Raw genomic sequence first — 19,455 nt, 5'->3', positions numbered from 1 at the left:
AACCAATACCTACCTAAATGAATTCCACGATCAAACAATTAGCCAGATTCAGCTTTATAGCAGGAGTAGTTTTTACCTCCTTTTCCTGTAGCGATAACGAAAACAACGATCCAACTCCGGTTTCAGAAACCGATAAAGTATATGCTTTGGGCGTGGGCGTGACTACTTCCACGGCTACCACCAACTATGTGGTGCAGACCAGTAACCTCATGAGCGGCACCATTTCCCTGACCGGCAACGGCCTGCTGCAGTCTGGCTACCGTGACTATGCTTTCGGGGGCGGCAATTTCTACAGCATCGGCGGTTTAGGTATTACAGACGTTAATACCATCAGCCTGAACTCTTCTAACCAGCTGACGACTAAAACAGGGCTTACGTTTGAACTGGCCAACAATGACTTTATAGATCCTACTGGTGCCGGTACCACCATGGTTGGGGTTTCCATGCCCTCCAGCCCTACGGCCGGCCTGAACGCCAAGTTCTACACAGTTGATGTGGCCTCCAATACCATTGCCAGCAGAGCAGATGTGCCCATGAACAGCATTCACCCCAGCAACCGAGACTGGTTGTTCCATACCGGCATGAAAGTAAGAGGCAACCAACTGTTCCAGACCTTCTACCCGGTGAACCATACCACCTACGCCACTACTAATACTGATACCTGCTACGTGGCCATTTATAGCTACCCTGGCTTTGCGCTGCAGAAAGTGATCAAAGACACCCGCACTGGTCCGGCAGGAGCATTCAATACCCAGTCAGGTATTTTCAAAACCGAAACTGGTGATCTTTATACCGTTTCCAATAGCAGCTACTATAACGGCTATAGCCAATCTACCAAGCCAGCCGGTATCCTCAGAATTGCGGCTGGTTCTACAGAATTTGACCAAAACTACTTTTTCAATACCGATGCCGCTCCTAACGGCGGAAAAATCGCGCACGCCATCTACATAGGCAACAATAAGCTGTTTGCGGCCATTACCACCGTAACTCCTACCCTGGCAGACAGATGGTCTGACAAAAACCTTCGTCTGGCCATTGTAGACCTTTCGGCTAAAACCATTACGCTGGTAGCCAATGCGCCTGTATTCACCGGCAATGGCGGCAGAAGCTTTGCGGCCCTGCTGGACGAAGGGAAAGTATACACCGCCATCTCTGTGAATGGAGTGGTGAATATCTACCAGACCGATATTTCCACCGCCACCGCCACCAAAGGCGCTGAGATTGAAGGCTCTTTCCTGGGTGGTATTGCCAGACTAAAATAACCCCGAACTACCATCCTCTGCGGCTAAGTGGAGGATGGTAGTTTCTTTCATCTTTCCAAAATTCAGCACAAAAATGAAAGGCAAGAAAACAAACAACCCAAGTTTGGTTAGGCGCGTGAACGATTGGCTCCACCTCTGGCTGGGCCTGGTGTCAGGCATTGTGGTGTTTATTGTGAGCATAACGGGTTGCTTTTACGCTTTTCAGCAGGAAATAAAAGATGCCCTGGAGCCCTGGAGGTTTGTGGAGGCGCAGGAGAAAGCTTTTGTACCGCCCAGCCAGTTGCTGGATACTGCCCTAGCCTACATGCCCGGTGTAAAGCCCACCGGCCTCACCTACAGCAACCGGGAAGGCGCCGCTGCAGTTGGCTTCCAGAACAAAGAGCATTTTACGGCTGTTTTTCTCAATCCCTACACCGGCGAATTTCTGCAGAAACAACAATCTATAGGCAAAGGGGAATTTGATTTCTTCCGGTTCATCATTGATGGGCACCGGGCCCTTTGGCTTCCGTATGAAATTGGCAGGCCGATTGTGGGGGTTTGTACCCTCATTTTTCTGGTGCTGCTCATTACCGGATTGGTGATGTGGTGGCCCAAACGCTGGAACAAATCTAACCGCGATAAAAGCTTCAAAATCAAATGGAGCGGCAGCTTTAAACGGGTCAATTACGATTTGCACAATGTTTTGGGCTTCTACAGCCTGCTTTTGGCCCTTGCGCTAGGAGTCACCGGACTGGTCTGGAGCTTTAAATGGTTTGAAGAAGGCCTGTATTACGTGACCTCGGGCGGAAAAGAACTGCCGGAGCACCACCATCCGCATTCTGATACCACTAAAGTGGCACTGCTTGCCAACAACACAGTCTCAGCGCTGGACCGGGCCTGGTACAAAACCATAGCCGTAGAATCAAAGGCGCAGGGCTTCTACATGACCCCTATCTTGGAAGACAAGGACGATGCCATTGAGATTATCGCTTACCAGGACCACGGCTCCTGGTATAACCGGAACGAATATTTCTATGACCAATACACCCTGGAACTCTTCCGGGTGCAGGGCGATCGTTATGAAGAAGCAGGTTTCGCTGATAAATTGTCTTTGCTCAACTACGACATCCACATAGGAGCCGTCTGGGGCTTACCGGGCAAGGTATTGGCGTTCTGCATCAGTTTGATCTGCGCCAGTTTGCCAATCACTGGCTTTCTGGTGTGGTGGAACAAAAAGAAGAAACCAAAGAAGACTACTCCTGCCAAAAAACCTGAGAATCTTGTAGTAAAAAACCTGAACACGGCAAAGGTTTAAAGCTCCTCTGCTTTAATTCTCATCCCAGCAAGAATAGCAAGGGCATTGCCTTGAAGCTGGAGCAGCAGCTAACATCTCACTTAGAAAAGCACTGATAAGGCTCTTCCTTGTTAGTGCTTTTTGAGTTTAACAGGCCTAGGTAGAAGACTAATCAAGAATCTTCTGGCAACTAGAAGCGGGTCACCTATCCATCTGCTGTGTTATCTGCTGCCTTTGCTCCTAGCAGCACCGCCTCTGTATTACAGGCTAAATGTAGTTATTGCAGCAGATTTTCTTGTGTTTCAGTGCCTTCTTCAGAAAGGAGCCAGTTTACGGCAGTGCTGTGGTCAGGGAAGACTTCGTGTTGAATCATTCCTTTTTCCTGATAACCCTCTTTCCCTTTTTCTGTGAATTCTGTATTAGCTACCAGCGAGGGATAGAAATCTGGGGTTACTACGGCTAGCTTCAGAATGGTGGTTTGGGAGGCCTCGTCCTGAAACTCAGAGAGAACCCACTCCTTCTCCTCCGGCGTAATAATGGAGAGTTGCAGGTCATCTATCAGCCAGTACCTGATCCCGTTCTTCCGGGTTATTTCCAACGCCTTCCTGAAGCCCACTTTCCGTTCTTCTAACGTGATTTGGCGCTTCCATTCCAACAAGAGCAGCGAATGGGATGCTAGAAAATGAATGGAGACGAAATCTTCCTCAAAATCTGGTTGGGGCAAGTCCCCAAAGAGCATTTGCATGTTCATCCCGAAATCTAGTTAAATAAGGTTACTACACGCGGTGAGAATCGTTGGGGTAAGCGGGACTTTAGGTGAATGCGCAAAATACACGGATGAACCACTACTGCTCAATGCCATAGGTCACGCCAATGCCATTGAGCAGCATATGACCCGTGGATTAGAAGTAAGTGTATTTTAAGTTAAACTAATAAGCTTTTAAGATCAATGCAATATTCTTACCTATGTAAATGCAAACTAAGATCAGTACAGACCGGCTTTCACTGGAGCTATTAACAGAAACCGACCACAGCTTTATACTAGAACTGGTAAACTCAAAAGGGTGGCTGGAGTTCATTGGCAACAGAAACATCCATTCAAAAGAGGAGGCAGTTGCCTACATCAGGAGAATCAACGGTACCCCAAACATGACCTACTGGACCGTTAAGACCAAAGCAGATCTTACCTCCATCGGGATCATCACGTTCATTAAACGGGATTATCTGGAGCATTCTGACATTGGCTTTGCTTTTCTTCCTGAATATAGCGGCAAAGGCTTTGCCTATGAGGCCGCCCAGGCAGTGCTCTCAACTTTGAGCCAAATTCCCGCCTATTCTACTATCCTTGCCACCACCATGCCTCAGAATACAAAATCCATTCACCTGCTGGAAAGGCTTGGTTTCCGTTTTAATAGGGAAATAGAAGTAAATAACGGGAAGTTGCATGTGTACGCTAACCAAGCGCCGGCGTAGCACGCTCATTCACAGAGAGAAGAAGCGCTACCAGTAAACAACTCCCAGCTGACAAGTGAACTTAGCCTAGGCCTTTTTACCTACTATTGAGACTTCTGTTTCCATATATTTAACATAAGAGTCTATTGCCTCGTAGACAGGGAGCCAAAGAAAGTTTCCTGAACAAGAGCACCAGAGTTTGAGAGCCTTCTGTTGACACTGAGTGAGGACAATGTAAAGTCTCACTAACCAGATACACCTTATGAGCAGTCAGATCTTAGTTAAGAAACCTTATATCATCATACAGTACGATGTGGTGAACGACCTTATCTATGCTGACTGGTCAGGGGAGCAAACAAAAGAGAGTGTCATTGACGGGTGCGAGGAAATTTTAAGGTGTTTAACCCTGTACAACTGCCATAAGGTGCTCAATGATAACACGCACGTCAAAGGCATGTGGTCAGATGCGGCAGAGTGGGTTGCGCTGGACTGGATTCCGAGGTTGGGCAAGGCAGGCTGCAGATTTCTTGCCCACGTGTATTCCCCCGATGTGTACGCCAAACTTTCGGCAGACAAGGCTGTGGAATTTGGCCTGAAAGACGTCATGGTCACTACGTTCCAGGGGAAGGTAACCGCCGAAGCATGGCTAAAGGCAGTTTAGATCATTCTATAGATTATTATATAACAATAAGTATATATTTTTAGAATAACCTGTATTTGAATTGTACATTGGGCTACTGCATCAAGAAAGCTGCCCTCTAAGTGAGAGCTAATTAAAAGACAGTACAGCCTACCGTAGAATCATATAGCAGAATTGAATCTTAAGAAATCAATAAAGACAACCAGATGGGTAGCCAAGATCTGATGCATGGTTCCATTTTCGTGTTACTGAAGCGGTACGTAGAAAAAGAATATGACTACAGCGCGTGGATGAAGCTGCTGGAAAAAGTAGGAATAGAGCGCACCGCTTATCAAATGCACGAGATGTACCCCACCGATGAGCTTTTTGCGCTTGTACACCAGGCCTCAGAAGATATGGGCATCTCTGCCTATGACTTAATGGAACAGTATGGCGAGTTTATAGTACCAGACCTGTTGTTGATGTATAAAAAGTACTTCAAGCCAGAGTGGCGTACCTATGAAATGCTGCTGTATACCGAAGAAGCAATGCACGGGGCCGTTAAAAAGGAAGACAGCCGGACAAGCCCCCCTAAACTACTAGTCACCAAACAAGGAAATAGCCGCCTCATTATTGACTACCACTCCAAGCGCCGCATGTGCGGGGTTGCCGTCGGGATTGTCAGGGGCATCGCGAAGTACTACAACGAGAGCGACAAAGTACAAGTCACCCGCCTGACCGACCCATATGCTGAACGCGTTCAGATATTGGTTGATTTCCAGAAGTAGGCTACCCAACCATCCGTCCATCAACGTACTCATTTAGGCCCTCTTATTTCAAATATACCTGAAAAACGGTGCCCTGGCCTAACTCGCTTTCAAACTCAATTTTACCGTCGCAGTTCTCCACTATCCTTTTTACGATGGCCATGCCCACACCGGTTCCTTCCACGTGCAGGTGTACGCGTTGGAACATGCCAAACACTTTCTCTTTGTCTTCATTCTTAAGCCCGAGGCCGTTGTCCTGCACAGATAGAAGCGTGTAGGAATCTACCTTGGTGGTAGTCACCAGAATCTCCGGCGCACGCTCCGGTGATCGGTACTTGATGGAGTTGGAGACCAGGTTGTATAGAACGCTCCGCAGGTTTTTCCTGGAGAAGAAGATTTCCGGGGCCTGGGAGAAATCGGCGGTGATAGTGGCGTGGGCACTTTCAATCAGGTCTTTGATGTGCACTTTCACATCGGTTAGGAGCTCGTCAAAGCGCACCACGTTTTTACCGGCCGCTTCATATTGCACCTTCGCGATTTCGGTTAAATCCTGTAAAGTAGCCTTAAAACGGTCCACGGAGTTGTTGATCATTTCCAGTATAGGGGCTACTTCTTCGCGATTGATGGTGTCTTCCTGCAGCGTATCCTGCAAGGCAGCCATGAGCCCTTCAATGTTGTGAATGGGGGCTCGCAGGTCATGGGAGGCGGTGTAGACAAAGTTATCTAAGTCTCTGTTTACCCGGGTAAGTTCTTTGGTGCGTTCTTTCACCCGTTCCTCCAGTTCCTGGTTCATTTCTAAAGCCAGTTTATTCGCTTTCTCCAGGTCTTTTCTCTGCAGGAAGAACTTGACAAAAGCCGATACTTTGGCTTTGGTGATGTATGGGTGCAAAGGCTTGAACAGGAAATCTACCGCACCGGCCTCAAACCCTTCTATCACGTGGGTGTCCTGCTCGTCTATGGCGGTCACGAAGATGATGGGAATGTCCCTTGTTTTGGAGATATCGCGCAGGTAGCGGGCCACCTCGTAGCCGTTCATGCCGGGCATCTGCACGTCCAGCAAGATGAGGGCCAGTTCTTCCTGCAAGGCAACTTTCAGGGCCTCTTCGCCAGACTCGGCAAACAGGTAGGTTACCCCCTCTTCTTCCTTGTAAAGCAAGCTCTCCAGGCTGACCAGGTTCTCTGGTTTGTCATCTACCAAAAGAATCTTAACGGCTTGTACTTCGGGGGAAATCATGGGAGCAGTAAGGGATTGGTCAGTGGTCATGCAAAGAAAGTAAAAAAGCTTGGATACGCTCTGAATTCATTATCTGGCAATCGGGCACCAGGGCAATTGCCGCCAGGGGCATGGTGTCTACTTCGGCCTCCTGCGGGTCCTGTACAATAACCGTCCCGCCTCTTTCCGCAATGTACTTAAGCCCGGCGCTACCGTCTTTGCTGGCGCCGCTCAGCAGAATGGCAACGGTATTGGACCCGAACGCATCTGCCGCGCTGGTAAACGTTACGTCAATGGCCGGACGCGAGTAGTTCTCCAGTTCTGAAACGTCCAGAGAGAACGTTTGGTCTTTTTCCACCAGCACGTGGTAGTTAGACGGTGCCACGTACACGTAACCGGGCTTCAGTTGTTCCTTCTCTTCTACCTCGGTTACCTGCAGTGCCACCCGTTTCTCAAACACTATTTGCAAATTGCCGTCAAAGTGGCGGAGCCGGTGCAGCACCATTACTATAGGAATGCTGTAGGAAGCAGGCAACTGCTTGAGAATAGCCTGCGAGGCCTTGATGCCGCCCCAAGACCCTCCTATCACAATTACCTTTGCCTCTTTCTTCATCAGGTGGTTTTGCGGTAAATGCGGTTACTTTTATCCACGCAGGTGTAGTGGCCGTTGATCTGCGACATGGCCAGGGTTTCTTTTTTGCCCAAAGCCAGGTAGCCCAAACTCACCAGACTTTCGTCAAACAAACTGAAGACCCGCTCCTGCAAGGTCCGGTTGAAGTAGATGAGCACGTTTCTGCACAGAATTAAGTGAAACTCATTAAAAGAAGAATCGGTAGCCAGGTTGTGCGGGTAGAACACCACGTTCTTCACCAACGAAGCGTCAAACTTTGCGCTGCCGTAGCTGCTGGTATAGTAGCTGGAGAACTCGTTTTTGCCCCCGGCCGCGTAATAGGCCGTAGTGTAAGCCGCCATGTTGGCCAGCGGAAAAATACCTTCCTTGGCTTGTTTGAGTACCTTCTGGTTGATGTCTGTGGCGTAGATTTTGGTTCTGTCCAGCAGGCCTTCCTCTTTCAGGATAATGGACAGGGAAAACAGTTCCTCGCCGGTAGAGCAGCCTGCGTCCCAGATCTTGATGAATGGGTAGGTAGACAGAATGGGCATCACGTTTTCGCGCAGCGCCAGGAAGAACGTCGGGTCCCGGAACATCTCCGTGACGTTCACCGTGATTTCCTGCAGGAAATTCTCAAAGAAGTAAGAATCCTGGAACAAGTTCTTACGCAGTTCTTCTATAGACGCCAGGTTCTTGTTGCCCAGAAACCGCCTGATCCTGCGGTACACCGAGGCCCGCGCGTAGCCGCTGAAATCATACCCGTACTGGGTATGGATGTCCTGGATAAGCGTTTCTACCGCCTGCTCAAAAAGCGCATCGGCCTCAAGCTTCATACAGCCACACCCGCATTAAAGTCAATAATTTGTCGGTGTCTACGGGTTTGGCAATGTAGTCTGATGCCCCGGCGGCAATGCACTTCTCCTTGTCTTCTTTCATGGCCTTTGCGGTGAGCGTAATAATTGGCAATTGCTTCAAACGAGGATTCTCTCTAATTCGTTTTGTGGCTTCAATGCCGTCCATCTCGGGCATCATCACATCCATAATGACCATGTCAATGCCTTTCTCGGTGTCCAGTTTCTGGATGGCCTCCTTGCCGTTGTACGCCGTCACTACCTCCATGCCGTGCTGCTCCAGTAAGCTACTGAGCGAGTAGATGTTGCGCACATCGTCATCCACCACCAGCACTTTCTTGTCTTGCAGCACTTCTTTGGGCACATGCAACTTCATCTTGAACTCGCTGCCCGATGGAAGCTTCTGGTTCACCTTGTGCAGGAACAACTGCACCTCATCCAGCAGCCGCAAATAAGAATACTCGTTTTTGATGATGATGGTATTGGCGAACTCCTTCAGGTCGGTTTCCTCTTCCTCGCTCAGGTCTTTGCCCGAGTAGATGATGATAGGAATATCGGTGAGGGCGGTCTGCGACTTGAGCTTCTTCATCCACTCGTAGCCTTTCATGCCGGGCAGGTTCAAATCCAGGATGATGCAGTCTACTTTCTGCTTGGCCAGGATCTGTTCGGCTTCTTCGGCGGAAAACGCCGAGGTAGATTTCAGCCCGTGCGCCAGCAGCAGCTCGGCCACCGCCTTGTTCTCAATCTCGTTGTCTTCCACAATGAGAATATTCTCCAGCGCCGTGCCCGACATTTCTGAGATAGATGAGAAAGCCTTGTTGAGCATCTCCAGGGTTACGGGTTTAGGCAGGTATTCTTCTTTGTGCCCGTGCTCATTGATCACCTCCTTGTCATACGCCGACATCACGTGCACATTGAGGTGGCGCAGGTCGCGGTCTTCCCGCACTTTCCTGAGCACTTCCCACCCGGTGATATCCGGCAGATGCACGTCCAGCAGCATGGCATCGGGTTTCTCCAGACGGGCCAGACGCAGCCCCTCCTGTCCGGTGAATGCTTGATGTACCACAAACTTTTTGGCTCTTGCAAAATCAGCTAAGATATCGCTGAAGCCTTTGTCGTCTTCCACAATCAGCACCGAGATGTCTTTCTTGTCTTTCTGCTCTATGCGGTCCAGCACCTGATGTGCGTTTTCGGCCTTGTTTGGCAAAACCGGGGCCGAAACGGGTTCTTTAACAGGCTGCGGTTGTTGCCTTTGGGCAACCGTAACCGGGGTAGCCGGCAGGTACAAGGTGAAAGTACTGCCCTGGCCCGGCTCGCTTTCCAACCTCAGTTCCCCGCCCAGCAGAGAAGCCAGTTCTTTGCTGATGGTGAGGCCCAGGCCCGTTCCGCCGTACTTGCGCGTAGTGGACGTGTCTGCCTGTTGGAACGCCTCAAACACCATTTCCTGCTTGTCTTTGGGAATACCGATACCCGTATCGCGCACCGCAAAAGCAATGATCTCTGGCTGCTCGCTCAGCTGCTCAGACCGGAACTTTGGCCGGTTGCTCAACGGATAAATGGAAAGCTCCACCTCGCCCCCTTCGCCGGTGAACTTGATGGCATTCCCAATGAAGTTCTTTAGGATCTGCTCCAGCCTAAAGCGGTCTGTGACAATGGCTTCCACATTGCCCGGCCTAATGTTCTCCCGGTAGGTGATTTGCTTTTTAGCGGCTACTTCCTTGAACATAGGCGCCAGCGAAATGTCCTTGAGCTTGATTTCCTCGGTTTCCAGCTTAATCATACCCGATTCAATCTTGGAGAGATCCAGAATCTCGTTGATCAATTTGAGCAAGTCTGAGCCGGATTTGTGGATGATCTGGGCGTGGTCAATCTGCTTGGTGGAGAGCGTGTTCTCTACGTTATCGGCCAGTAGACGGGAAAGAATCAGAATGCTGTTGAGCGGCGTGCGTAACTCATGCGACATGTTAGCCAGGAAGTCGCTCTTGTACTTACTGACCGTTTCCACCTGCTTTATCTTCAGCTCAATGGCCTGGCGGGCATCTTCCAGGGCCGTGTTTTTGGACTGGAGCGCCTCGTACTGTTCTTCCAGCAACTGGGCTTTTTCTTCCAGCTCGGCATTTTTCTCCTGCAGTTCTTCCTGGTTTACGCGCAGTTCCTCTTCTGAGGCTTTCAGTTCGGCGTTGAGGTGGCGTAGTTCTTCCTGCTGAGTTTCCAGTTCCTCGGCCTGGTTCTGGGTCTCATACAGCAGTTCCTGCGTCTGTAAGTGCGCCTTCAGAGTATGAATGATCACCGAAATCCGTTCCGCAACCGTGTCAAACAGCTTCTGCTGCAACTCTCCATACGGTTGACGAGAACACAGCTCCAAGGCACCCACCACGCTGGACGAGAAGTAAAGCGGCACAATGATAATATTGGCGGGCTCCACTTCAGACAAACCGGTCTTTATTTTCAGGTACTCCTCGGCTACGCCTTCCAGCAGTTTCACCTTCCGCTCCTGCACGGCTTGGCCTACCTTCCCGGTCCCAATCCCGAAGGCGGGCAGCTGCTCTTTGCTGTAGGCTACCCCGTGCGCGGCGGCGGGCTCCAGTTGGCCGCTGTCGTTGTGCAGGTACAGAATACCAGCCTCAGATTTGGTATAGTCGCAGAGGAAAGCAATGGCTTTCTCGGCGACGCCCTCCATGGTGGTTTCACCGCTTACCAGATTATTCAGCTCAGAAACGCCCGTGAGCACCCAGTTGCGGTTGGCGTTCTCGGTGGTGAAGGTCTGCAGGTTGTCCTTCATGTCTTTGATGGCGTGGCTCAGTACGTCTTCGTCGCTTTGCACAGCTACTTCCACCTCGTACTGGCCCTGCCCAATGGCTTTGGCCACCCTAGACAGCGCAATGTTTTTCTCCACCACTTCCCTGAAGGAACTGGCCACGCTGCCAATCTCATCTTTGCTGTCAATGTCAATGACTACATCGGTGGCGCCCAGTTTAATGCGATCTGCGGCGGTTTTTAAGGTAGAAAGCGAAGATGAAATAAGGTTGAAGATGTAGAACGACAGGAACGCGGCCAATCCCAGAATCAGGACCATGATGATGGTCAGAAACGTAAGGTACTGCTGTTTCGCGCTAATCTCCTTTTTGACCTGTTCTCTGATCTTACTGATTAGAAATTCTTCGGTTTTCCGGTATTCTTCAATGCTTTGGGTAAAGACATCAAAGATTGCATCTGGCTGGAAAGTGGTTAAGTCCAACGCAGGGTTGGCGGTGATGTCCTGCAAAATGGTGTCTACGGTTCTGTACTGCGCTGATGAAGTAAGCTGCTGTACCCTTGCGCTGGAGGCAGGTCTGGCGTATCTGTAGAAAGCCGTCAGTGAACGGTCATAGGCCTCTATCTGAATCTTGATCTGGGCGTAGTCTTCGTAGGAGAAGCGCTTTTCGGGGATTACCTTCATGAGCAAGCTTCTGATTCTGCCCAGCTGGACTTTGGCCTCAGCCAGATTTCTGAAACTGGCTAACTGCCGGCTGATCTCCACATTCCCCAGCCCCGTGGCATTGGCGTCTATTCTGTCCAGGAAACTGAAGAGCAAATTGGTGGAGTACCGTCTGAAGGCCATTACGTCCAGCCTGTTCTGGTCAAGGTTGTTCCGGTATTCTTTCAAGTCATTGAGGAGCGCAACCTCGGGCAACACACGGCCAGATGTTTCCAGAAACTCCTTCAGGTCTCTTTCGGCGGCATCTGTCTTGCTTCTTTCCGCCCGTGCCTCAGCCAGGAATCTAGCGTTACCATCAACCGCAGCCAGAATACGACCCCGCTCTTTCTGGAATGCGTGTACGAAGCCAGAGATCCTTTCTGATTCTTCTAACTGCACCGCTTCCTGTTTTAACCTTTGGTTTGCTTCAACTTCCACTTTTATGGTAGAGAAAACCAGGTACAGCAGCGGCACCAGGAGCAGGGTTAAGACAATGGAGAGTTTATCCCTTATTTTTAGATTCTTGAGTAAGTTCATTTATAGTAATCCCAAGGGGGTGAAGGTAATTCTACTGCAAATTATGAAAACTGGCAGGATTCAACGAATGTTACCAGGCCGGGAAGCAAACGGATTAGTCCAAACGGGAGCAGCTACCATTAAAATGGGTCTTACTTTCACCGCCACTCTTCTCTGGTAATCTGCCAAAGCAAAAGCCCTGTAAAGAGTTGCAGAATTGTTTTAACCTGGATAGTCTTCCTTTACTGGCATACCTATTGATTTCTACAGCGCACCCAAGGCTCTTCAAATTCTACAAACAACTATCAGTCAGCAACTTTCTTCAGAAAATTTAAACCTGCCCATAGATTTCCCGTTTTACAAAATAACAATTGCACTTTAACCTTGCCTGATGAACGACCCATACCCTACCTGCCAGAAATAAGCACATATGATTAAGATGGAAGAAGACACTCAGATATTGCTGGCCCAGGGCTGGCACCTAGCCTTCAGGCCTGTATTCTTTTTAGGCTTTGATATCTCCTGGTTAGTCATGGAAGAGGCTTTTGTCAGCCCCTATGACCATAAGGAATATCGTTTCAACGAAGCCATGCACATTGAAAGCCAAAACCATCGGCTTGGCAGGGCTGCGTAAACACCCAAAGAGAAAACGACATTCTTAGGGCGCTTCGGCGTAATTGCATATTTTTGCTTTTCTTAGCTCCTCTGGATATGCAATTACTTGAAGTCAATAACGCTTCCACCACCAAAGCCTTCTTAGACCTTCCTGCTTCCATTTACAAAGACCATCCCAATTGGATTCGTCCGCTGGACAAAGACATTGAGGCGGTTTTTGATCCAAAGCAAAATCCAAATTTCAGGAATGGCACTGCCACCAGATGGGTGCTTCAAGACAAGCAAGGCCGATTTATCGGTCGGGTGGCTGCTTTTGTCAACGGCAAAACCAAAAACGCTTCTGAGTACGTGACCGGGGGCATGGGCTTCTTTGAGTGCATCAATGACCAGGCTGCCGCCAATCTTTTATTTGATGCCTGCAAAGACTGGTTAGCCGCACAGGGCATGGAAGCCATGGATGGCCCCATCAACTTTGGGGAGCGGGACCGTTGGTGGGGTTTGTTGGTGCATGGGTTCACTGAGCCTAACTATGGCATGTTCTACCATCCGCCCTACTACCAGCAATTGTTTGAGGGCTACGGGTTTCAGGTATACTTCAAACAGTATACTTACCATATGCAAACCCGACCCAAGCTAAGCGATAAGATCTTACAGCGCTCCAAAATTCTGGATGAAACGCCCGGGTACAGTTTTGGGCACCCTTCCAGAGACAACCTGGAGAAACTAGCGCAAGACTTCCTTGACGTGTACAACAAGGCCTGGGCGGGGCATTCTGGCATCAACGAGATGACCTATGAAAAAGCCCTGAAGATGATGAAAGCCATGAAACCCGTCATGGTAGAGCAGCTTATCAATTTCGTTTACTTTGAAGGCAAGGCGGTTGGTTTCTTCATCATGCTCCCGGAACTGAACCAGATCTTCAAGCACCTGAACGGCAAGTTTGACCTGCTGGCGAAACTGAAATTCCTGTACCACCGGTGGCGCTACAATAAACGCGATGACAAGAAGGTCTTCGGGGTGATTTTTGGCATAGTGCCGGAGTTTCAGTCAAAAGGAGTGGATTCTTACCTGATTACCCACTCGCAAGGCCCGGTGAACGAGTATGGGGCTCGGGAAATAGAAATGAACTGGGTGGGTGATTTTAACCCTAAGATGATGATGGTGACCCGTGGCTTAGGCGCTGTCATCTACAAGACGCACATCACCTACCGTAAGATTTTTGATCCTACCAAACCCTTCACCCGCTACCCGATTATCAAGTAAGCGATGTGAAGTTGTTCGCTGTTGCTGGCGGAGGTTATGTTTGTCTATTGACTTATAGGCTGTGTTGTTGCATAGTTATTGATAAGCGCTCACGGCCGCGGGGCCCCGTCTTCCGCGCTCGCGCTGTACCAGCTTCCTTTGCTCCCTGACGGTCGCAATGCCTCACGGCACCGGAACCTGCTAAGGCGCTCGCCTGAAAGACTGGAATCGGGGAAAGTAAGCAATATTGGTGTTGGTTGTAGAGTCTCGTAGAGACAAGGCACTGCCTTGTCTATGGCACGCATTTCCTCCTAGAAAGATTGTGTTTTAAGCCTGCTTTAAAGAAAACGCTTCTAAAACAGTGTTCCTACAGCTGAAACACACTAGCGTATTGGGATTTGTTGGTTGAGAGATTATAGAATGCTTTTATCAACTGCCAACGCCAGAAATCTTTGATGCAGTTGCACCACCTGCGGAAGCACTAATTGTGCATCATCGTTATACAAGACAAACTGCGCGCGGCGGATGCGTTCTTCTTCTGAGAGTTGTTTGTCCATGATGGCGTCTACCTGGGCGGCGTTGCGGTGCGGATCGCGCAGGAGAGTACGGGCCCGGCGCACCTCTATGGGTGCCGAGACGGTGAGTACATGGTCTACCTGGGTATAAGCGTTGGACTCAAACATCAGCGCGGCTTCTTTCAGCACATAAGGCGCCTGGATATTTACGTCCAGCCATCGGTAAAAATCCTTGCGCACCTGCGGGTGCACCAACCCGTTCAGTTTAGCTAATTGTTCGGCATCGTGGAATACTCTCTGGCTTAGATAGGTGCGGTTCAGCTGCTGCTGGGCATCGTACGTCTCCGGCCCGAAGGTAGAGATCAATTGTTCCCGCAACTCTGGATCAAAGTTCATCACCCATTTGGCGCGGGTATCTGAGTCATACACGGGCACTCCCAGCAACTGGAAGCACTTACAGACAATGCTCTTCCCAGAACCAATGCCTCCGGTAATGCCAATCTTGAGCATAACGTTTATTGCGGGGTTAATGAGATTTGTACCCTGCCTGGCAGAACATTTACCTGCTTTACGTGGGGACCTTTCTGCAAAACCGTGGGCACAATGGTAGAATCTGCCGGATTGAACTTCTGGTAATCCAAAGCCACCTGGATCAATTCAGGATTAACCAAATCCCGGTTTCTGGGCAGGTAAGAGTAGTGCGCAACCAGTGGCCCGGTTACCAACCGCAGGTTATAGCCAGCGGGGAAATTCTGTAGAACAGGCTGTACCGGAACCTCCTTGCGTTCCAAGGCTACTACTCCAAACTGGATTTCGGCTTCACTTACATCCGCTTTCACCAAGGAGGTATAGTCATGTGTAAGCGGCACATCTCCTTTGAAAGGTGCTCTGATGTTTTCTGCCGGAAGGCTTAACAGGAAAGGATCAGGGAACTGCTTTAAGATCAACTCTGGCCCAGTGAAAGTAACTGAGTCTGGTAAAATCTTCACCGGACCTACAAACGCAAACCCCGGCCCTACTTTCACCTGGGTGGTGTCAATGGCCAACGGGAATTTACGGGTTACCAGCCGGTCAAAATCAAAGCTGATGGAGTCTGTGACCACAAAGTTGAGGCTGAGCCCATCCAATACGTTGGAGATAGCCGGCCTAAGTGCCTGCCCGGGCAACTGTTTCACGTTGGGTAAGCCCCTGATGGTAAGCTCTGCCGGCCTTATGTTGAAGAACAGGTTCTTGCGGAGCAGCTTCCAACCTTTGCCGGTTACGCTGATCACCACTTCATCTGGGAGCGGTTTCACCGGCACCAGGGCCTTGGGATTATATTTGAAAACGATGGGGTACGTTACCTGTGTGGTGTAGCTCTTGTTCAGGGCGTTCAAGAGCCAGAAAGTGCTTGCCGCAAAAAAGCAAAGCAACACCACCCTCCAGTACTGTTTCTGCTTGGGCGAAAAAGGCCTCAGTAACCAGAGGAGGGCGTGCTTTGCTTTATCTAATGGCAAGGTAACTTTTAGGTATTAGAGGTGTCTGTGGAACCCGCATTCACTCTGGAGGTGGGCTCCATGGCTATAGCCACTTTATCAAACTTCAGTTTGATTCCTTTGTCTACTTCAATCCAGACAGTATCATCATCAATACTGAGCAGGCGTCCGTGCAGACCACCAATGGTTACCACGTTCATGCCACGCTTCAGCTCTTCCCGGAACTTCTTCTGGTCTTTGGCTTTCTTCTGCTGCGGGCGCACCATGAAGAAATAGAACACCAGGATAATAAGCCCGATGAACAGGAAATTGGCGTATACGTTTGCCCCTTGTGCGGTGGCTTGCAATAATACAGTTAGCATAGGTTGTTCTGAGAATTATAAGCGAACAGGTCCGTCTGCTCCTGCCTGAGGCACTGCACCAATGATATTGGTTTTAATGCTTACCTGGTTGATCTGCGGATCAGTGTTGGCGGTAATGGTAATTTGCTTTGATTGCTGGCCAGATTTTCCGGTTGGGTCAAAAACCACTTTGATTTTGCCGGTTTCACCTGGGGCAATTGGCTCATGTGGCCACTCTGGTACAGTACAGCCGCACGTAGCAGAGGCGTTCTCAATCACCAACGGAGCCTTACCGGTGTTGGTGAAGGTGAAGGTGTGCTCCACTTTCTTGTCGGCTTTGATGTCTCCAAAGTCAAACTCGGTTTCCTTGAACGTCATTACCGGTTTAGGAGCGTTAGGATTCACTTCCTCCTGGCCGGCCACGTTAGGATTGGTGGCAGGGTCATTGGCGGCTACAGCGCTGCCTTCAGAAGCGTTCTGCTCAGTGGCAGTAGCTTCTTGGGTTGTATCTGCTTTTTTCTCGCAGCCAGAGGTCCAAAGGCCACCGGCTACAAGCAACGCGATCAAAAATTGCTTTTTCATAAATAATCTATCCTCTTAATAATAGGACAAGTTACAAATTAGAAATTATATGCTGCGCAAATTCTGAGGTAGAAGCGGTGCCTCCTAAGTCTCTGGTGCAGCAATTTTTGTCCAACAGGGTTTTCTCTAAGGCCGCCTCAATTCTGTTGGCGTACTCATGCAGGCTCATATGCTCCAGCATCATGAGCGCAGAGCGTAACAACGCAGTTGGGTTGGCCAAACCTTGACCGGCAATGTCTGGGGCAGAGCCGTGTACGGCTTCAAAAATGGCCATATCATCGCCAATGTTGGCGCCAGACACCACGCCTAAACCACCTACCAGACCAGCGCACAGGTCAGACAGGATATCCCCGAACAGGTTGGTGGTTACTACCACGTCAAACTGCTCTGGCTTGCTTACCAGCTGCATGCACATGTTGTCAATGATCTTGTCTTCCCACGGCACGCTTGGGAATTCTTTGGATACATCGGCGGCGGCCTCCAGCATCAATCTACCGGCGTTTTTCAAGATGTTAGCTTTATGCGCCACTGTAACCTTAGAACGACCGTGCTTGGCTGCGTATTGGAAAGCGGCACGTACAATTTTGTGGCAACCTTCTACCGTTACGCGGGAGATAGAGTCAGCAATGCCCAGGCGCTCATCAAAAATTTCCAGACCGGCGTACAGCCCTTCGGTGTTCTCGCGGAACAGTACCAGGTCTACCTTGTCAAAACGGGTTTTAACACCGGCTGTGGTTTTGGCAGGGCGCACGTTGGAGTACAGGTCGTACTTCTGGCGCAACTGCACATTGATGCTTTTGAAGCCTTTGCCTACCGGGGTGGTGATAGGGCCTTTCAAGGCAATTCTGTTGCGCTCCAGAGAGGCAAGCAATGAAGCGGGAATCAACTCACCAATGCTGTCAAAAGTGGTTTGCCCGGCATTTTCTTCTTCCCAGGTGATGGGCACTTGTGCGGCTGCAAAGATCGCCTTTACGGCTTCCGTGATCTCAGGACCTATCCCGTCGCCGGGAATAAGGGTAACGGTTGTCATGGTCAAGGGGGCTATATTTCTCTTCTACTGTTAATTTGGTTGATAAGGGAATCTACGTCTACCAACAGGCGCTCTGCTTTGTCACGAGCGTCATTGATCACGCGTTGCCCTTCGGTTTTGGCGGCAGAACCTTGCTCTTCTTTTCCGGTAATCAGGTCGTTAGTCAGATCCAACAGCCTGGCGCGGTATTTCTCTAACTGAAAGCTCAGTTTGTCACGCGTTTCACGGCCTTTCTCAGGCGCAAACAGGATACCTAATACCGCACCCGTGGCGATACCAGAGGAAAAGGCAAGGATTGCATTCGTTTTTTTGCCCATAGTTTTTGGTGGTGTTATAGTTAGTCAGCAAGAACTCTTCGCTGCGTTTCTGGCCCAAATTTCTAAAATTAAGCCAGAAACGCAGAGATAAAAGTTTCTTTTCTCCATACGAACGAAAACCGGCCCGGGATTATTTGTTATCCAGCAAGCCTCTTCCTGATTTCCGGATGGCTCCGCTGGAGATCAGATCTTGTGACAGTTTATCCAGGATACCGTTGATGAACTGCTTGCTCTTGGGCGTGCTGTACACTTTGGAGATGTCAATGTACTCGTTGATGGTCACCTTTACCGGAATGCTCCGGAATATGTGCATCTCGCAGAGGGCCATCTTCAGGATGATTTTGTCCAGTTGGGCTACACGCTCCACATCCCAGTTTTTCACGCTTTCTGAGATCATGGCCTCGTACTTCTCATCGTCCTTGAGAGTCTCGTAGTACAGTTCCTCGAAGAAGGCTTTGTCGTCGTCCCAGCTGGCCGACAGGTCTAACAACGGCAGGTTCTCATCGGTGTTTTCTTCCAGCATCTTGATGGATTTATTCACCAGATTCTTCACTACCGATTTGTTTTCTACCCAGTTCAGATCTTTCTCCTCAAACAGGGCCTGCAGGTTCTCGTCCTTAAAGATAACGTTTTTGAAGATATGTTTGAGCAGTTCGTGGTCTTGCTCGTAGGTTGGGTCCTGGATATCCAGATAAGCCAATACCTGCTCATCGGTCTTGAGGCCGTTGCGGTAGATTTTCTGGATCACTTCCTGGTCACCGGCCCAGGTCAGGTTCCGGCGGATGACGCGTTGCTCCAGGAACTTGTTGCTCAGCAGTTTCTGCAGGGCTTTGTTGCTGAGCAGCTTGCGCAGGTTTACGTCTTTGCGCTCAGTGAAACGGGTGGCGGCTTTCTGCTCTTCGCCTTCAATCTGCTTTACCAGTTCTTGGGCTACCAACAGGGTAAGCAGGTACCGGTCATATATTTCCTCGGCGGCGGTGAGCATCTGGTTCCCGAAGAATTTGAGGTCTTTGCGCAGCGAGTTCTGGTAGAAGTTCACGGCGGCCTGGGCGGCATCTAAGATCTCACGGTCTTTTTCCTCGGTATCAAATTTTCTGGTCTCGTACCACTCTTTGAACAGCAGGCTGGCGATCTGCTTCTGGCCTTCCAGTTTGTTACGGTCCTGGGCCACAACGGCCATCAGGTCTGGGGCAAATCTATCCGCAATCAAATCCAGGGCCAACTGGTAGTTAGATCCTTCTGCCTGTACATAGGCATAGATGGCTTGCATCGCTTTGATTCGGAGTATTCTGCGGTTGAGCATGATAATAAGGAAAGA

Annotated in this window: 19 protein-coding genes; 7 read left to right on the top strand and 12 right to left on the bottom strand. The window is 49.8% G+C overall.

Annotated elements, in window-relative coordinates; genetic code table 11:
* The first annotated feature begins 17 nt into the window (after nt 1-17).
* Together JT719_RS13425 and JT719_RS13420 are read left to right on the top strand one after the other, a co-directional pair.
* Nucleotides 18-1,262, top strand: a complete 1,245-nt coding sequence (locus JT719_RS13425; protein ID WP_207433848.1) for a DUF4374 domain-containing protein — start codon at nt 18-20, stop codon at nt 1,260-1,262.
* Between the two features lie 73 nt (nt 1,263-1,335).
* Nucleotides 1,336-2,556 carry a PepSY-associated TM helix domain-containing protein gene (locus JT719_RS13420; protein ID WP_207433847.1) on the top strand — a complete coding sequence of 407 codons (1,221 nt, stop codon included), beginning with the start codon at nt 1,336-1,338 and terminating at the stop codon, nt 2,554-2,556.
* A gap of 256 nt (nt 2,557-2,812) precedes the next feature.
* Here JT719_RS13420 and JT719_RS13415 read toward each other — a convergent pair whose 3' ends face one another.
* Nucleotides 2,813-3,280 carry a hypothetical protein gene (locus tag JT719_RS13415; RefSeq protein WP_207433846.1) on the bottom strand — a complete coding sequence of 156 codons (468 nt, stop codon included), beginning with the start codon at nt 3,278-3,280 and terminating at the stop codon, nt 2,813-2,815.
* 227 nt (nt 3,281-3,507) lie between these two features.
* Here JT719_RS13415 and JT719_RS13410 point away from each other — a divergent pair, with 227 nt between their 5' ends.
* From JT719_RS13410 to JT719_RS13400, 3 genes are all read left to right on the top strand, one after another.
* A complete protein-coding gene (locus JT719_RS13410) occupies nt 3,508-4,008 on the top strand; it encodes a GNAT family N-acetyltransferase (RefSeq protein WP_207433845.1) in 501 nt (166 codons plus the stop codon).
* Nucleotides 4,009-4,249: 241 nt separating this feature from the next.
* Nucleotides 4,250-4,648: a hypothetical protein gene (locus JT719_RS13405; protein ID WP_207433844.1), complete on the top strand. Its 399-nt coding sequence runs from the start codon at nt 4,250-4,252 to the stop codon at nt 4,646-4,648.
* 185 nt (nt 4,649-4,833) lie between these two features.
* Complete coding sequence (locus JT719_RS13400) at nt 4,834-5,394, top strand: heme NO-binding domain-containing protein (RefSeq protein WP_207433843.1); 561 nt, start codon at nt 4,834-4,836, stop codon at nt 5,392-5,394.
* A 43-nt stretch (nt 5,395-5,437) separates the two neighbouring features.
* Here JT719_RS13400 and JT719_RS13395 read toward each other — a convergent pair whose 3' ends face one another.
* From JT719_RS13395 to JT719_RS13380, 4 genes are read right to left on the bottom strand one after another with little or no spacing between them, the layout of a single operon-like run.
* Entirely contained in the window at nt 5,438-6,637 is a 1,200-nt protein-coding gene (locus tag JT719_RS13395; RefSeq protein WP_207433842.1) for a sensor histidine kinase, read from the bottom strand.
* Nucleotides 6,627-7,199 (bottom strand): chemotaxis protein CheB, encoded by a 573-nt coding sequence (locus tag JT719_RS13390; RefSeq protein WP_207433841.1) that lies wholly within the window; start codon nt 7,197-7,199, stop codon nt 6,627-6,629. Before JT719_RS13390 ends, JT719_RS13395 begins: the two co-directional genes overlap by 11 nt.
* Nucleotides 7,199-8,029, bottom strand: a complete 831-nt coding sequence (locus JT719_RS13385) for a CheR family methyltransferase (protein WP_207433840.1) — start codon at nt 8,027-8,029, stop codon at nt 7,199-7,201. The genes JT719_RS13390 and JT719_RS13385 overlap by 1 nt, the downstream gene beginning before the upstream one ends.
* Nucleotides 8,019-12,041 (bottom strand): response regulator, encoded by a 4,023-nt coding sequence (locus tag JT719_RS13380; RefSeq protein ID WP_207433839.1) that lies wholly within the window; start codon nt 12,039-12,041, stop codon nt 8,019-8,021. Before JT719_RS13380 ends, JT719_RS13385 begins: the two co-directional genes overlap by 11 nt.
* A 418-nt stretch (nt 12,042-12,459) precedes the next feature.
* On the opposite strand from JT719_RS13380, the gene JT719_RS13375 reads away from it, so the two are divergent.
* Together JT719_RS13375 and JT719_RS13370 are read left to right on the top strand one after the other, a co-directional pair.
* Nucleotides 12,460-12,654 carry a hypothetical protein gene (locus JT719_RS13375; protein ID WP_207433838.1) on the top strand — a complete coding sequence of 65 codons (195 nt, stop codon included), beginning with the start codon at nt 12,460-12,462 and terminating at the stop codon, nt 12,652-12,654.
* A gap of 77 nt (nt 12,655-12,731) precedes the next feature.
* Nucleotides 12,732-13,898 carry a hypothetical protein gene (locus JT719_RS13370; protein WP_207433837.1) on the top strand — a complete coding sequence of 389 codons (1,167 nt, stop codon included), beginning with the start codon at nt 12,732-12,734 and terminating at the stop codon, nt 13,896-13,898.
* 392 nt (nt 13,899-14,290) lie between these two features.
* On the opposite strand, the gene coaE is transcribed toward JT719_RS13370, so the two are convergent.
* The 7 genes from coaE to nusB all read right to left on the bottom strand — a co-directional run bounded on the left by coaE (nt 14,291) and on the right by nusB (nt 19,407).
* Complete coding sequence (gene coaE / locus JT719_RS13365) at nt 14,291-14,902, bottom strand: dephospho-CoA kinase (protein ID WP_207433836.1); 612 nt, start codon at nt 14,900-14,902, stop codon at nt 14,291-14,293.
* Between the two features lie 5 nt (nt 14,903-14,907).
* On the bottom strand, nt 14,908-15,888 hold the full coding sequence (locus JT719_RS13360; RefSeq protein WP_207433835.1) for a YbbR-like domain-containing protein: 981 nt from the start codon (nt 15,886-15,888) through the stop codon (nt 14,908-14,910).
* A gap of 8 nt (nt 15,889-15,896) precedes the next feature.
* Nucleotides 15,897-16,229, bottom strand: coding sequence for a preprotein translocase subunit YajC (gene yajC, locus JT719_RS13355; RefSeq protein WP_207433834.1), 333 nt, complete (start codon nt 16,227-16,229; stop codon nt 15,897-15,899).
* A 15-nt stretch (nt 16,230-16,244) separates the two neighbouring features.
* A complete protein-coding gene (locus JT719_RS13350; RefSeq protein ID WP_207433833.1) occupies nt 16,245-16,790 on the bottom strand; it encodes a DUF1573 domain-containing protein in 546 nt (181 codons plus the stop codon).
* Nucleotides 16,791-16,821: 31 nt separating this feature from the next.
* Nucleotides 16,822-17,820, bottom strand: coding sequence for an isocitrate/isopropylmalate dehydrogenase family protein (locus JT719_RS13345; protein ID WP_207433832.1), 999 nt, complete (start codon nt 17,818-17,820; stop codon nt 16,822-16,824).
* Between the two features lie 11 nt (nt 17,821-17,831).
* Nucleotides 17,832-18,137 carry a YtxH domain-containing protein gene (locus JT719_RS13340; RefSeq protein WP_207433831.1) on the bottom strand — a complete coding sequence of 102 codons (306 nt, stop codon included), beginning with the start codon at nt 18,135-18,137 and terminating at the stop codon, nt 17,832-17,834.
* A gap of 130 nt (nt 18,138-18,267) precedes the next feature.
* Nucleotides 18,268-19,407: a transcription antitermination factor NusB gene (nusB, locus tag JT719_RS13335; RefSeq protein ID WP_242693241.1), complete on the bottom strand. Its 1,140-nt coding sequence runs from the start codon at nt 19,405-19,407 to the stop codon at nt 18,268-18,270.
* Nucleotides 19,408-19,455 lie beyond the last annotated feature (48 nt).

This window comes from Sabulibacter ruber, assembly GCF_017355955.1.
Lineage (GTDB): Bacteria > Bacteroidota > Bacteroidia > Cytophagales > Hymenobacteraceae > Nibribacter > Nibribacter ruber_A.
Note: the sequence above shows the minus strand (reverse complement) of the source record. Positions and strands in the feature narration are given on the sequence as shown.

What these genes read in the sequence shown, in the direction of transcription:
- JT719_RS13340 (WP_207433831.1), bottom strand. Translation starts at nt 18,137, where the DNA reads ATGGGCAAAAAAACGAATGCAATCCTTGCCTTTTCCTCTGGTATCGCC.
- JT719_RS13390 (WP_207433841.1), bottom strand. Translation starts at nt 7,199, where the DNA reads ATGAAGAAAGAGGCAAAGGTAATTGTGATAGGAGGGTCTTGGGGCGGC.
- JT719_RS13405 (WP_207433844.1), top strand. Translation starts at nt 4,250, where the DNA reads ATGAGCAGTCAGATCTTAGTTAAGAAACCTTATATCATCATACAGTAC.
- JT719_RS13425 (WP_207433848.1), top strand. Translation starts at nt 18, where the DNA reads ATGAATTCCACGATCAAACAATTAGCCAGATTCAGCTTTATAGCAGGA.
- JT719_RS13350 (WP_207433833.1), bottom strand. Translation starts at nt 16,790, where the DNA reads ATGAAAAAGCAATTTTTGATCGCGTTGCTTGTAGCCGGTGGCCTTTGG.
- nusB (WP_242693241.1), bottom strand. Translation starts at nt 19,407, where the DNA reads ATGCAAGCCATCTATGCCTATGTACAGGCAGAAGGATCTAACTACCAG.
- JT719_RS13375 (WP_207433838.1), top strand. Translation starts at nt 12,460, where the DNA reads ATGGAAGAAGACACTCAGATATTGCTGGCCCAGGGCTGGCACCTAGCC.
- JT719_RS13410 (WP_207433845.1), top strand. Translation starts at nt 3,508, where the DNA reads ATGCAAACTAAGATCAGTACAGACCGGCTTTCACTGGAGCTATTAACA.
- JT719_RS13400 (WP_207433843.1), top strand. Translation starts at nt 4,834, where the DNA reads ATGGGTAGCCAAGATCTGATGCATGGTTCCATTTTCGTGTTACTGAAG.
- JT719_RS13420 (WP_207433847.1), top strand. Translation starts at nt 1,336, where the DNA reads ATGAAAGGCAAGAAAACAAACAACCCAAGTTTGGTTAGGCGCGTGAAC.
- JT719_RS13385 (WP_207433840.1), bottom strand. Translation starts at nt 8,029, where the DNA reads ATGAAGCTTGAGGCCGATGCGCTTTTTGAGCAGGCGGTAGAAACGCTT.
- JT719_RS13345 (WP_207433832.1), bottom strand. Translation starts at nt 17,820, where the DNA reads ATGACAACCGTTACCCTTATTCCCGGCGACGGGATAGGTCCTGAGATC.
- yajC (WP_207433834.1), bottom strand. Translation starts at nt 16,229, where the DNA reads ATGCTAACTGTATTATTGCAAGCCACCGCACAAGGGGCAAACGTATAC.
- JT719_RS13395 (WP_207433842.1), bottom strand. Translation starts at nt 6,637, where the DNA reads ATGACCACTGACCAATCCCTTACTGCTCCCATGATTTCCCCCGAAGTA.
- JT719_RS13415 (WP_207433846.1), bottom strand. Translation starts at nt 3,280, where the DNA reads ATGCAAATGCTCTTTGGGGACTTGCCCCAACCAGATTTTGAGGAAGAT.
- coaE (WP_207433836.1), bottom strand. Translation starts at nt 14,902, where the DNA reads ATGCTCAAGATTGGCATTACCGGAGGCATTGGTTCTGGGAAGAGCATT.
- JT719_RS13370 (WP_207433837.1), top strand. Translation starts at nt 12,732, where the DNA reads ATGCAATTACTTGAAGTCAATAACGCTTCCACCACCAAAGCCTTCTTA.
- JT719_RS13380 (WP_207433839.1), bottom strand. Translation starts at nt 12,041, where the DNA reads ATGAACTTACTCAAGAATCTAAAAATAAGGGATAAACTCTCCATTGTC.